12 protein-coding genes are annotated in these 11825 nt (G+C 57.0%); 7 read left to right on the forward strand and 5 right to left on the reverse strand.

The window, feature by feature from the left end; translation table 11 throughout:
* Positions 1-13: 13 nt before the first annotated feature.
* The 4 genes from HPY30_11310 to ftsY all read right to left on the reverse strand — a co-directional run bounded on the left by HPY30_11310 (position 14) and on the right by ftsY (position 3679).
* Entirely contained in the window at positions 14-883 is an 870-nt protein-coding gene (locus HPY30_11310; GenBank protein QYZ66522.1) for a hypothetical protein, read from the reverse strand.
* A 167-nt stretch (positions 884-1050) separates the two neighbouring features.
* Positions 1051-2013 (reverse strand): cell division protein FtsX, encoded by a 963-nt coding sequence (ftsX, locus tag HPY30_11315; protein QYZ66523.1) that lies wholly within the window; start codon positions 2011-2013, stop codon positions 1051-1053.
* Positions 2010-2681: a cell division ATP-binding protein FtsE gene (ftsE, locus tag HPY30_11320; protein ID QYZ66524.1), complete on the reverse strand. Its 672-nt coding sequence runs from the start codon at positions 2679-2681 to the stop codon at positions 2010-2012. Before ftsE ends, ftsX begins: the two co-directional genes overlap by 4 nt.
* A gap of 11 nt (positions 2682-2692) precedes the next feature.
* Positions 2693-3679: a signal recognition particle-docking protein FtsY gene (gene ftsY, locus HPY30_11325; GenBank protein QYZ66525.1), complete on the reverse strand. Its 987-nt coding sequence runs from the start codon at positions 3677-3679 to the stop codon at positions 2693-2695.
* Positions 3680-3930: 251 nt separating this feature from the next.
* Here ftsY and HPY30_11330 point away from each other — a divergent pair, with 251 nt between their 5' ends.
* The 7 genes from HPY30_11330 (at position 3931) to HPY30_11360 (ending at position 10793) form a co-directional block, all read left to right on the forward strand.
* A complete protein-coding gene (locus HPY30_11330) occupies positions 3931-5295 on the forward strand; it encodes an insulinase family protein (protein ID QYZ66526.1) in 1365 nt (454 codons plus the stop codon).
* Complete coding sequence (locus HPY30_11335) at positions 5285-6604, forward strand: insulinase family protein (protein ID QYZ66527.1); 1320 nt, start codon at positions 5285-5287, stop codon at positions 6602-6604. Before HPY30_11330 ends, HPY30_11335 begins: the two co-directional genes overlap by 11 nt.
* 348 nt (positions 6605-6952) lie before the next feature.
* Positions 6953-7528: a 16S rRNA (guanine(966)-N(2))-methyltransferase RsmD gene (gene rsmD / locus HPY30_11340; protein QYZ66528.1), complete on the forward strand. Its 576-nt coding sequence runs from the start codon at positions 6953-6955 to the stop codon at positions 7526-7528.
* 79 nt (positions 7529-7607) lie between these two features.
* Positions 7608-8084, forward strand: a complete 477-nt coding sequence (gene coaD, locus HPY30_11345; GenBank protein QYZ66529.1) for a pantetheine-phosphate adenylyltransferase — start codon at positions 7608-7610, stop codon at positions 8082-8084.
* A gap of 190 nt (positions 8085-8274) precedes the next feature.
* The gene (locus HPY30_11350) at positions 8275-8529 is read left to right on the forward strand and encodes a YfhL family 4Fe-4S dicluster ferredoxin (protein QYZ66530.1); all 255 of its coding nucleotides are present in this window, start codon (positions 8275-8277) and stop codon (positions 8527-8529) included.
* Between the two features lie 57 nt (positions 8530-8586).
* The gene (ggt, locus tag HPY30_11355) at positions 8587-10254 is read left to right on the forward strand and encodes a gamma-glutamyltransferase (protein QYZ66531.1); all 1668 of its coding nucleotides are present in this window, start codon (positions 8587-8589) and stop codon (positions 10252-10254) included.
* Between the two features lie 239 nt (positions 10255-10493).
* A complete protein-coding gene (locus HPY30_11360; GenBank protein QYZ66532.1) occupies positions 10494-10793 on the forward strand; it encodes a gamma-glutamyltranspeptidase in 300 nt (99 codons plus the stop codon).
* Positions 10794-10879: 86 nt separating this feature from the next.
* On the opposite strand, the gene HPY30_11365 is transcribed toward HPY30_11360, so the two are convergent.
* The gene (locus HPY30_11365) at positions 10880-11788 is read right to left on the reverse strand and encodes a L,D-transpeptidase family protein (protein ID QYZ66533.1); all 909 of its coding nucleotides are present in this window, start codon (positions 11786-11788) and stop codon (positions 10880-10882) included.
* Positions 11789-11825: the final 37 nt, after the last annotated feature.

Consider the following 11825-nt stretch of genomic DNA (forward strand, 5'->3'; position numbering starts at 1 on the left):
ATTGCCTCTTTGGCTACTGCAGCTGGAGAAACAGTGTCTCTCCGACCTCCCCGCTACCATAGTTGGGTTGTTCGAGGTCAGGGTCTGGATTGCGTCCGGCGATCTCATAACGGGAGATGCCAAACTGTACGGGTTTATCTTTGCTGATCGCCTGGTCATCCGCATGCCTGCTATCCAGAGTGCGTGCAAACTCAATGGTCCAGAAGCCCTTTTTCCACTCTCCTTTAGCAGCCACATCGGCCCTGCTTCCTTCGGGTGTCTGCAGTATCAGACCCCTTACATCATCACCCTCATAATCTATAACGATGCGTTTCTTATAGGCGGATCGACCCGCATCAGAGCGCCGGGCGAGATGGAATACCTGGCCGCTTTTGGCGACCTGCTGGCTGCTTTTTTTCATGGGGATGGTACTGTAGATCTGGTGTTTGTCATCGGCACGACCGGCATGATCCGTACGATGAGCCTTCCAATACCAGATATCGGCTTTGTAGGGTGCGTTTGCAGAGAGACTAAGGTCGATTATGCTTTCTTCCATGCTCCATTTGATGACGAAAGTATCTTCTCGTTTGGGGCCGGTACGGTAGAGTTCATTTTCTTTGTCCCAAACCAGGTTCTTTTGTACGAGGTTTTCAGTGGGATCGGGGAATCTTGCCTTCAGGTAGAGGCGCTTTTCGTCATGTACCGCCTGTAGTTCGACGGGGATATCTGCCACTCGGGCATGGGTGGTAATTGTTGTGGTCTGAGACCAGGCGGGATCGCCGCCTTTCCCATCTATCACTGGGGGTTGTCCCACCTTGGTAGCCAGTAGCGTCTGTTCCGCGTGGGCCGTGGCACTTAGAAAAAATATCATCCCAAAAATCAGTTTGATCTGTCCGTGATGCATCCTTTTATCTCCTGCTCATTAGCTCACCAGAGTAGAGCGAAGCGGTGAGTGGGTTGATCAACACGCTTCTTTCTCTGATATTCAGTCGGCAGGACTATGGAGAACTTGAATGGAACAGCGGAGTCAGGCGCCAAAATCCCAAGGAAAAGGGGACACTGACATCTACTCTAACTTGGCTCAATCGCACTCAAATGTCGCCCCACCGCGATCCAGGAGCCTAACAGGCCCAGTCCGGCGCTGCCGGTAAGCAACAGCAGGGTGGTGGTGATATCCAGGGATGAGAGGTCGAAGGCGCTCTGGTAGAGCATCGCCAGTTGCGCCACCGGGCCGCTGATGAGCAGGATGGATATGGCGACCAGCAGCCAGGCGATGATGCCGCCGAAGAGACCGTACCAGAGTCCGGTGTAGAGGAAGGGGCGGCGGATGAAGCCGTTGGTGGCGCCGATCAGTTTTGTGATCTCGATTTCGGCATGCCGGTTCTGGATCTCCAGACGTATCGTGTTGCCGATGATCAGCAACACCGCCAGTCCCAACAGGGTGGCGAGGACAAGTACCGCTCGCTGGGCGATTTCGGTGATTGCCTGCAGTCGCCGCACCCACTGCAGGTCGAGCTGGACGATATCGGTTTCCGGCAGCAGGCCAAGTTCACGCACCAGCAGTTGGGCCGTCTCGGGTGTGCTGTATTCGCTCTTTGGCTGGATCACCAGCAGAGCGGGCAGCGGGTTGCTGTCGAGGGCCTCCAGGGCATCCCCAAAACCGCTCAGGCGGCGAAATTCCGCCATAGCCGATGCCTTGGAGATGACCTGAACCGATTCGATGCGCTGGTGCAAACGGAGTTTTTTGCTCAGTGCAGTCGCCTGCTTGTCGCTGATCTCCTGCTTCAGGAAAAGGGAGATGCTTGCGCCGCTCTCCCAGCCGCCGCTGACATTTTGCAGATTGTTGAGCAAAACGTGCAGGCCGATGGGCAGGGCAAGGGCGATACCAATCACAGCGGCGGTCATCAGGGTACCCAATGGGGCGTTCGTGAGTCGTCCCAGGCTGGCCAAGGCCACCTGAAGATGGCGTTGCAGCCATATATCGGGTCGGAACCCGGGGCGGCGGCGCATCGTATTATTGCGACCCTTGCTCACTGCGTCTCCCCGGTGTCCTGCACCAGCTGTCCGTTGCTCAGGGTGAGAATCCGCTTGTCCATGCGGGAGATCAGATCGAGATCATGGGTGGCGATGAGCAGGGTGACGCCGACCTGGTTGAACCATCCGAACAGTTCCATGATCTCCTGGGAGAGTTTCGGGTCGAGATTGCCGGTGGGTTCGTCCGCCAGTACCAGTGGGGGTTTGCTCACTACCGCGCGGGCGATGCCGACCCGCTGCTGTTCACCGCCGGAGAGGGTGATCGGCGCGGCCTTCTCTTTGTTCAGCAGCCCGACCTTGTCCAGTGCTGCATGCACACGGCGGGAGATCTCCTTGTATCCCATGCCCGAAACCACAAGCGGCAGTGCCACGTTGTCGAAGACGGTGCGGTCATTCAGCAGCCGGTGGTCCTGGAAGATCATCCCCACTTCGCGCCGATGGTAGGGAATCTGACTATTCTTCAGGCGGGTGAGATTGCGGTCGTTGACGTGCACCTGGCCTCCGCTGGAACGTTCCAGCAGGCCAATCAGTTTAAGCAGCGTACTCTTGCCTGCGCCTGAGTGGCCCGTGAGGAAGACCATCTCTCCCGGTCCGATACGAAAACTGACGCCAGCCAGGCCGGTATGCCCGCCGGGGTAGCGTTTGCTGACGTTATCGAAGTGAATCATCGATCCAGGCCCTATTGCTCGAACAGTGCGTCCACAAACTCTTTGGCATCGAACTCCCGCAGGTCTTCAATGGCCTCGCCGACGCCGATAAAACGGATCGGTACTTTTACCTTGTCTGCGATGGCGAAGATCACGCCGCCTTTTGCGGTGCCGTCCAGTTTGGTGATGACGATGCCGCTCAGTCCAACCGTCTCGTTGAACTGCACCGCCTGGTTGACCGCATTCTGCCCGGTGCCTGCATCGACGACCAGCAGTACCTCGTGGGGCGAGGAGGGGTCGATCTTCTTCATCACCCGGGCAATCTTGGCCAGTTCGTCCATCAGATTGGTCTTGGTGTGGAGGCGTCCGGCGGTGTCGGCGATCAGTACATCGATCCCTCTGGCCGTGGCGGCTTTCAGGGCGTCGAAGATGACTGAGGCGGAGTCGGCGCCGGTGTGCTGGGCGACCACTGGAACCTCGTTGCGTTCGCCCCAGGCCTGCAACTGCTCCACGGCGGCGGCGCGAAAGGTATCACCGGCGGCAAGCATCACGCTCTCGCCGTCCATCTGGAGCTTGCGCGCCAACTTGCCGATGGTGGTGGTCTTGCCAGCACCGTTGATGCCGACCATCAGTACCACCAGCGGTTTGTCCTGTTCCGCTTTTGCCTGCGGGGTCTCGTTGGCTTGCAGAATGTCGAGCAGTTGTGCCTTGAGCAGGCGGCTCAGCGCCTCGGGGTCGGCGAGTTCCTTGCGTTTTACCCGCCCGGTGAGATCGTCGATGATGCGGCTGGTGGCATCGACGCCCACATCGGCGGTGAGCAGCAGGGTCTCCAGGTCTTCCAGCAGTTCATCATCGATGGTCTTGCGGCCCAGTACCAGGTCGGCCAGGCCGTCGGTGAGGTTGTGGCGGGTGCGCGCAAGACGCTCTTTAAGACGCGAGAAGAGTCCTTGTTTCTCTTGTGGTGACGGTTCGGGTATTGCCGCCTGCTCCGCTTTTTTCTTCTTTCCAAATCCGAACATGTAAGAGGTTTTCCTGCTTGGTGTGAGGAACTCTAACGGTTCTCTGCACTCATAATTTTCTGTTTGGACAATCCCGGCGAGCTTTGGAACAATGCCGTCGGGATATTAGTCAACAAATACAAATGAAGTGCTGAACGGCTCCACGAGTTATTCGTCACTTTTTAAACGGACATTCTTACAAGCCGGCAAGTGCATGTAAAACGGATTTACCCTGTTTTGATGTCTTTTGTGGCTGGCACAGAGGTTTTTTGATGAATCGACAGCTATTTGCGGTGGCCCTGACGCTCTTCGTGAGTGCGTTCGCGGTACAGGCCCAGGTCCATGAACACCAACTGAAAAATGGTCTCAAGGTGATCGTGAAAGAGGATCACCGGGCGCCGATCGTGGTCTCCCAGGTTTGGTACAAGGTCGGTTCCAGCTACGAACATGGTGGCATAACGGGTGTCTCCCATGTGCTGGAACATATGATGTTCAAGGGGACTGATAAGCATCCGCCGGGAGAGTTTTCCCGAATCATTGCCGCCAACGGCGGCAGCGAGAATGCCTTCACCGGCCGCGACTACACCGCCTATTTCCAGACCATGTCGAAGGATCGTCTGCATGTCTCCTTTGAGTTGGAGGCGGATCGCATGCGCAATCTGACCCTGCCGGCAGAAGAGTTTGCCAAAGAGGTTGAAGTGGTAAAGGAGGAGCGCCGCATGCGCACCGAGGACAAACCTCAGTCTCTCACCTATGAGCAGTTCAATGCGGGTGCCTATGAAGCCTCCCCCTACCGCATCCCCGTTATCGGCTGGATGTCCGACCTGGATGCGATGCAGGTGGAGGATCTGCAGGCCTGGTACCGCAAATGGTATGCACCGAACAATGCCACCCTGGTGGTAGTGGGCGATGTGGAACCCAAGGCGGTATTCACTTTGGCGGAAAAATATTTTGGTCCATTGAAGGCGGAAAAGGTCGATCTTCTCAAACCCCGCACCGAGCCGAAACAGCGTGGCATCAAGCGTTTCGTGGTCAAGGCGCCGGCGCGGCAGCCCTATGTTCTGATGGGCTTCAAAACGCCGGTGATCGGCAAGGCCGACGAGGCGTGGGAACCCTATGCGCTGGAGATGCTCTCCTATGTATTGGACGGCGGCAGCAGCGCCCGGCTTACGCGTAATCTGATCCGTGGCAGCAAGAATGCCGCTGCGGTGGATGCGGACTACAGTGCCTTCTCCCGTCTGCCTGGTATGTTGATGCTGGACGCCACGCCGGTGCCGGGCAAGGATATTGCCAAGATTGAGGCGGAACTTCTGGCAGAGGTGGAGCGGTTCAAGACGGAGCTGGTCAGCCAGGATGAGCTGGCCCGGGTGCGCAATCAGATCGTTGCGGCCAAGGTATTCGAGAAGGATTCGGTCTTCTATCAGGCGATGCTGATCGGCCGTCTGGAGACGGTGGGGCTCGATTGGCGACTGGCGGATGAGTATGTGGATCATCTGAAGGCAGTCACTGCCGAACAGGTCCAGCAGGTGGCCCGGAAGTATCTGATCGAAGACAATTTGAGTGTGGCGAAACTCGATCCCCAGCCCATGGATGGGGTGAAACAGCGTCGCGCTGCTGGAGGTCGACATGGAAAGTAAGTTTTTTTCGAAACTATTGTTGCTGACCCTGGGTTGGCTACTCTCCGGCAATCTGCTGGCAGGGCCGGTCATACAGACCTGGCAGACCGCAAACGGCGCCAAGGTGCTCTATGTTCCTGCCCCCGAGATACCTATGGTCGACGTGCGGGTTGTGTTCGATGCGGGCAGTGCCCGCGACGGAGATAATCTGGGTGTGACCTCTCTGACCAATACTCTGCTCACTGAAGGGGCGGGCGATTGGAGTGCAAATGAGATCTCCGAACGCTTGGAGAATGTAGGTTCCAGTCTGGATACGGGTTCTCTGCGCGATATGGCCTGGGCATCGGTGCGCAGTCTCACCGAACAGAATGCGCTGAATACCACACTGGATACCCTGGCGGCGGTGCTGGCTCAGCCACGGTTCAACACGGAAGATCTGGAGCGGGAACGGCAGGCAACCCTCGCCAGTCTGCTGCAGGATGAACAGTCGCCAGGTACTACCGGCAAGAAGCGGCTCTATCACCTGGTTTATGGCGACCATCCTTATGCAACCGATTCGGAAGGCACCACCGCATCGGTGAAGGCGCTCACCCGTAAGAAGATTGTGGCTACTTATAAACAGCTCTATGTGGCGCGTAATGCACTGGTGGCCATTGTGGGGGCGGTGGACCGTGAACAGGCGGAAGCGATTGCGGAACGGGTGGTCGGTGGATTGAAGTCGGGTGAACATTCGCCGAAGCTGCCGCCGGTCCCGGAGCTGAAGAAGGCAGTAGTGGAAACTATCGAGTTTCCTTCTACCCAATCCCATATCTATGTGGGTCAGCCGGGTATCCGGCGGGGTGACCCGGATTACTTCCCCCTCTACGTCGGCAACCACATCCTGGGTGGCAGCGGTCTGGTTTCGTTGTTGAGTGAAGAGGTGCGGGAGAAGCGGGGACTCGCCTACAGTGTTTACAGCTATTTTCTGCTGATGCGCCAGCCTGGTCTGTTTCAAATGGGGCTGCAGACCAAGAACTCGCAAGCGCAGCAGGCATTACAGGTATTGACCGATACCCTGCAGCGGTTTGTCGAGGATGGGCCGACGAAAGCGCAGTTGACCGCAGCCAAGCAGAACATCACTGGAGGATTTCCTCTGCGCATTTCATCCAACAGCAAGATCGTGGAATACCTGGCGGTGATCGGTTTCTACAACCTGCCTCTGGACTATCTCGACGCCTTTACCGGCAAGATTGAGTCGGTAACTGCGGACCAGATTCGCAGTGCGTTTCGTCGGCGGGTGCATCCGGATCGAATGGTGACGGTTAGGGTTGGAAAAATAGGTGACAGGTGACAGGGTGAGCTATGACCTAAGGTCCAGTGGACCTTCGCCGCATAGCGAACGACAGGACAGGAAGTCCGGGCCGGGGGTGAATAAGAATGACTTAAGTCGCGCCAGGGATGGCGAGACTTTCCCCTCTTAACGAGGTGACAGGGCGAGTTTACAAAATTTTTGTTAATAGGGTTTGACGCGTTTCCGGATCGACGCAATCTTGGAAACCTGAAACCTGAAACCTGAAACCTGAAACCTGAAACCTGAAAAGCGTAGGCCTGATCAAGCGTAGCGGATCGGGCATCGTTGAATTTCTGAAAGAACGGGGTTGCCGGTTCCGCTACGCTTGAACAGGCCTACACTAAATCGATGCCAAAAAGATCCTCCAATAAGGTGCGCATCATCGGCGGTGTACATCGCGGCAGGAAACTCGATTTCCCTGACCTGCCTGGCCTGCGGCCTACCGGCGACCGGGTTCGTGAAACACTCTTCAACTGGCTGCAGCCACTGATTCCAGGGGCACGTTGCCTGGATCTTTTTGCAGGCAGTGGCGCCCTGGGGCTGGAGGCGGCCTCCCGGGGTGCCCGCGAGGTGGTGATGCTGGATTCCGCTGCCGCCGTTACGCGGCAACTTGAGGCCAACCGTTCTCTGCTGCAGTTGGATCAGCTTGAGATCGTTCACGCCAATGCACTGGCGTGGTTGGTGGAGCAACAGCCATCCCGGCCTTTCGACTTGGTCTTTCTCGATCCCCCCTTTGCCGATGACCTGCTGGCGGAGAGTTGCCGCCTGTTGCAGTTGCATGGCTGGTTGGCAGACAATGCCCGGATCTATCTGGAGGATGATGCAGGGCGAGGACTTCCAATGCTGCCGGAGGGGTGGAAGTTGCTCAAGGAGAAGAGGGCGGGACAGGTCCGGTATGGGCTGGCACGCTTTTCAATTCCCTGATGGATAGCGGCTGACAAATATCATTCCTTTCATGGGTTTCTGCTACTATCATCTTATTTTGAAATAAAGGTCTGAAGCGATGCCGGTAGCTGTCTATCCAGGAACCTTCGACCCGATCACCAATGGCCACAGCGATCTGGTTGCGCGAGCGGCGAAGCTTTTCGATCGGGTGATACTGGCGGTGGCCGTAAACCCCGGCAAGAGTCCGGTATTCGATCTGGCGCAGCGGGTGGCGCTGGCGGAGACTGTGCTGGCGGATATCGATAATGTGGAGATTTGTGCCTTCGACAATCTGCTGGTCGAGTTTGTGCAGCAGTGCGGGGCGGATGTGATTCTGCGTGGTCTGCGTGCCGTTTCGGACTTTGAATATGAATTTCAGCTGGCCGGTATGAACCGGCGGCTGGCGCCCAAGGTGGAGACACTCTTCCTCACACCGGCGGAGCAGTTTGCCTTTATCTCCTCGGGGCTGCTGCGGGAGATCGCCGCTCTGAGGGGCGATGTATCCGAATTTGTGCATCCTGAAGTCCAGGCTGCATTGCGAGTGCGTTATGGCTGACTTAACTGTCATTTCGAGCGCAGCGAGAAATCTGAAATCCCATGATTTTGGTTGAAATTGGGGTGGTTTGAGATCTCTCCCAATGGTCGAGATGACACGATAGTGTCTTAATCGGGAAGATCGATAGTGTTTTTCAGAAGCGAACTCGCTAGAATCCATTTCATTTTAATTAACGGCCAGGAGAAATAGAATGGCGTTGATCATTACCGATGAGTGTATCAACTGTGATGTTTGCGAACCCGAGTGCCCCAATGGCGCGATCACTCAGGGTGACGAGATCTATGAGATCGACCCCGATCTCTGCACCGAGTGTGTCGGGCATTACGACACCTCTCAGTGCGTCGAGGTCTGTCCGGTAGACTGTATTCCCATCGATCCAGAGCACGTAGAAAGCCAGGAAGAGCTCCACGCCAAGTACCTGAAGATTACCGGTGAGGAAGAGTAGTGCTCACTGAACCCGCAATTATCACATTGAAGGAGCACTAGACTGCTGAACAGACACTTGAAGGTTCTATTTTGGAGCCTTTTTTTCTGTTTTATTCTCTCCCTGTCCAGTGTTGCCGCAGCAGGAGGGAAACCCTCTGCTGCGGCCATCGCCAGCGCCCATCCATTGGCCACAGAGGCGGGACACCGCATACTCGATGCCGGTGGCAACGCCTTCGATGCCGCCGTGGCGGTGAGCGCTGTGCTGGCGGTGGTAGAACCCTACAGCTCCGGTATTGGTGGTGGTGGCTTTTGGCTGCTGCATCGGGCCAGCGACGGCTTCGAGGTCATGGTGGATGGACGTGAGCGGGCACCGCTTGCGGCTCATCGTGATCTCTATCTCGATGAGTCCGGCAAGGTGAAGCCGGGCATCTCCATCAACGGCCCTCTGGCGGCCGGTATCCCGGGTGAGCCTGCAGCGCTGGTTCATATCGCTGAAAAGTACGGCCGCTTACCCCTCAAAACCACTCTGGCTCCGGCGGTTCGGTTGGCGCGCGATGGTTTTCGGGTGGATGACTTTTATCTGCGCATGGCGGGGTGGCGGCTTAAGGCGTTACGCCAGGGCGGGGATGCCAAAGGCATCTTCCTCAATGCCGGTGAATTACCCGCTGTAGACGCCTTGCTGCGTCAGCCCGATCTGTCCCGGACGTTGGCCGCGCTGGCTGAGAAGGGAAGGGAGGGTTTTTATCAGGGCGAAGTGGCATCCCGGCTGGTGGAGGGCATCAGGCAGGCCGGCGGGATCTGGACCCTGAAGGATTTGCAGGAGTACCAGGTTATTGAGCGGGAGCCGGTTCGTGGCGAATATCGGGGATTGAAGATCACCAGTGCCGCTCTCCCCTCTTCCGGCGGTATCGTGCTGGTAAGCATGCTGAACATGTTGCAGGGATTGGGGCTGGAATCAGCGGATGAGGCAACCCGAATCCATCTCATCATTGAGGCGATGCGCCGCGCCTACCGTGACCGTGCCGACTATATGGGCGACCCCGATTATGTGGACGTCCCTGTCGCGGCCTTGATCCACCCCTGGTATGCGGCCGGGCTGGCGCGGGACATCCAGCGTGACCGGGCGACTCCCAGCGTCGGCAACACCGGCGGTTCCGCTGAAGGCCGGGACACCACGCATTTCTCTATTCTCGACCGGGAGGGCAACCGGGTTTCGGCGACCTTGAGTATCAACTATCCTTTTGGCTCCGGTTTTGTCCCGCCGGGAACCGGTGTGCTGCTCAATGATGAGATGGATGATTTTTCCGCCAGGCCAGGGATACCCAATGTTTACGGGCTGGTGGGTGGTGAAGCGAATGCCATCGCACCGGGTAAGCGAATGCTCTCCAGTATGTCCCCCACTTTTGTTGCAAGTGAGGAGGGGGTGGCGATACTCGGTACGCCGGGCGGGAGTCGCATCATCACCATGCTGCTGCTGGGAGTTTTGGAGCTTGCCGATGGAAAGGGGCCGCAGGCGTGGGTGAATCGGCCGCGTTTTCACCACCAGTATCTGCCGGATCAGGTGCAGTTCGAACACGGGGCGCTGGAGGACGAGGTACGTACCAAGCTGTCTGCGATGGGCCACTCCCTGAAACCCCTGGATTCGTCCTATGGGAATATGCAAGCGGTCTACTGGAACCGCCGCAGTGGCGAGGTGTCGGCAGCGAGCGATCCTCGAGGCATCGGTGAGGCGCAGGTGCGTTGATACCAAGCCATTCAGACTCACCAGCGCCCCTCCACGATCAGGTCGTGAGTTTCGCTGCGGGGCGCCGTTTCTGCACCCTGGTCGGGCATTGGTGGCGATAAGGAATCCATTTGATGGTTATCAACGGGTAAATTGCCCAAATTTAGGGATTCCCCATTGAATTTAGAGAGAAAATAGCCCAAGCTCAGGCTGTAAACCTTGTCATAAAGATTATTCCACGGAAACGAGAGATCAAGAGAATGAAGAAAACCACCACGATGATGAAAGCTGCTGCTCTGGTTCTGACTCTGGGCCTGGTTGCTGGTTGCGCCACTACTGCAGACGTTCAGTCGGCACGTGATGCTGCTGCCAAGGCACAGGAGACTGCCGACGCTGCTATGAAGGCTGCCCGTGCTGCGGAGCTCGATGCCGCTTCTGCCCAAGGTTCTGCTGATGCTGCTATGAGCAAGGCCGACGACGCCACCGCTGCTGCGAAAGAGTGCAACGAGCGTTGCAGTCGCATGTCAGAGAAGGGCATGGCCGACGCAATGGCCAAGTAAGCAGTTCGTTTTCGGACCGCTTCTCTGGAGCCGCAGGGTTTCAGAGTGAAAGACCCGGCTGGAGTGATCCAGACCGGGTTTTTTTATTAATACTCCCAGAGAGTGAGCTCTTTGGGAATGCCATTTTGCTGCCCCCCAATCTCCTGCAGCGTGTTCCAATCCGGCTTTCTTGAATCCTGACCGAGTTTGTTGAGCATGGCGGCGACCAGGCCGGTGAAGTTTTGCCCCTTTTCCCCAAGCTCTTCACTTAGGGGCGGATAGACCTGTAAGAACAGTTTGCCATTCAACCAGCCCGCCTTGTAAGGCTGGTTGATAATGCGTACCGGTGTGTCTTTGGGAACTTCGGAGAAAAAGTTGGATATATCTTCAGGGTAGAGCCTTATGCAGCCGTGGCTGACTCGCAGGCCCACGCCGTAGGGTTTATTGGTGCCGTGCAGGAGATAACCGGGCATGCCAAGGTAGAGGGCGTAACCGCCGAGGGGGTTGTCCGGACCGGGAGGGACGACCGATGGCAGCGGATCGCCCTTTTCTTCATGTTCCTGGAGTATCGATTCCGGCACCACCCACGCCGGGTCCTTCTTTTTCCTGATGATGCGGGTGTCGCCTGTCGGTGTGTTCCAACCCTCGCGACCTATGCCCAGAGGGAATGTCATCACCTCATTCCGCGCTTCTGGATAGTAGTAGAGCCGCATCTCAGCCAGGTTAATGACTACGCCGTTACGTGGCCCGGGGGGCAGGATATATTGCTGCGGAACCAGGATTTGGCTCCCCTCTTTCGGTAGCCAGGGGTCGACCTTCGGGTTGGCAATCCTGATTTGCCGGAAGCCAAGGTCATAATTTCGGGCGATATCGGACAAGGTATCTTCATACTTGGCCTCCACTTCGATCACCTCGCCCACGATGTCATCGCCGTTTTCGGGCAGAGGCAGCGTCAGGGAAAAGACCAAACCAGGGTAGGGCAGGAGGGTTATGAGCAACAGTAGGAATCGGGTCATTTTCAGTTGTCGAATGACGAAGATAATTTCGGTATGG

This window comes from Gammaproteobacteria bacterium (ex Lamellibrachia satsuma), from assembly GCA_019623805.1.
Taxonomy (GTDB): Bacteria; Pseudomonadota; Gammaproteobacteria; order Chromatiales; family Chromatiaceae; genus QGON01.

Excerpts from the sequence above, each read along its gene's own strand:
- HPY30_11310 (QYZ66522.1), bottom strand. The coding sequence starts at position 883 with ATGCATCACGGACAGATCAAACTGATTTTTGGGATGATATTTTTTCTA.
- ftsE (QYZ66524.1), bottom strand. The coding sequence starts at position 2,681 with ATGATTCACTTCGATAACGTCAGCAAACGCTACCCCGGCGGGCATACC.
- ftsY (QYZ66525.1), bottom strand. The coding sequence starts at position 3,679 with ATGTTCGGATTTGGAAAGAAGAAAAAAGCGGAGCAGGCGGCAATACCC.
- HPY30_11330 (QYZ66526.1), top strand. The coding sequence starts at position 3,931 with ATGAATCGACAGCTATTTGCGGTGGCCCTGACGCTCTTCGTGAGTGCG.
- HPY30_11335 (QYZ66527.1), top strand. The coding sequence starts at position 5,285 with ATGGAAAGTAAGTTTTTTTCGAAACTATTGTTGCTGACCCTGGGTTGG.
- rsmD (QYZ66528.1), top strand. The coding sequence starts at position 6,953 with ATGCCAAAAAGATCCTCCAATAAGGTGCGCATCATCGGCGGTGTACAT.
- coaD (QYZ66529.1), top strand. The coding sequence starts at position 7,608 with ATGCCGGTAGCTGTCTATCCAGGAACCTTCGACCCGATCACCAATGGC.
- HPY30_11350 (QYZ66530.1), top strand. The coding sequence starts at position 8,275 with ATGGCGTTGATCATTACCGATGAGTGTATCAACTGTGATGTTTGCGAA.
- HPY30_11360 (QYZ66532.1), top strand. The coding sequence starts at position 10,494 with ATGAAGAAAACCACCACGATGATGAAAGCTGCTGCTCTGGTTCTGACT.
- HPY30_11365 (QYZ66533.1), bottom strand. The coding sequence starts at position 11,788 with ATGACCCGATTCCTACTGTTGCTCATAACCCTCCTGCCCTACCCTGGT.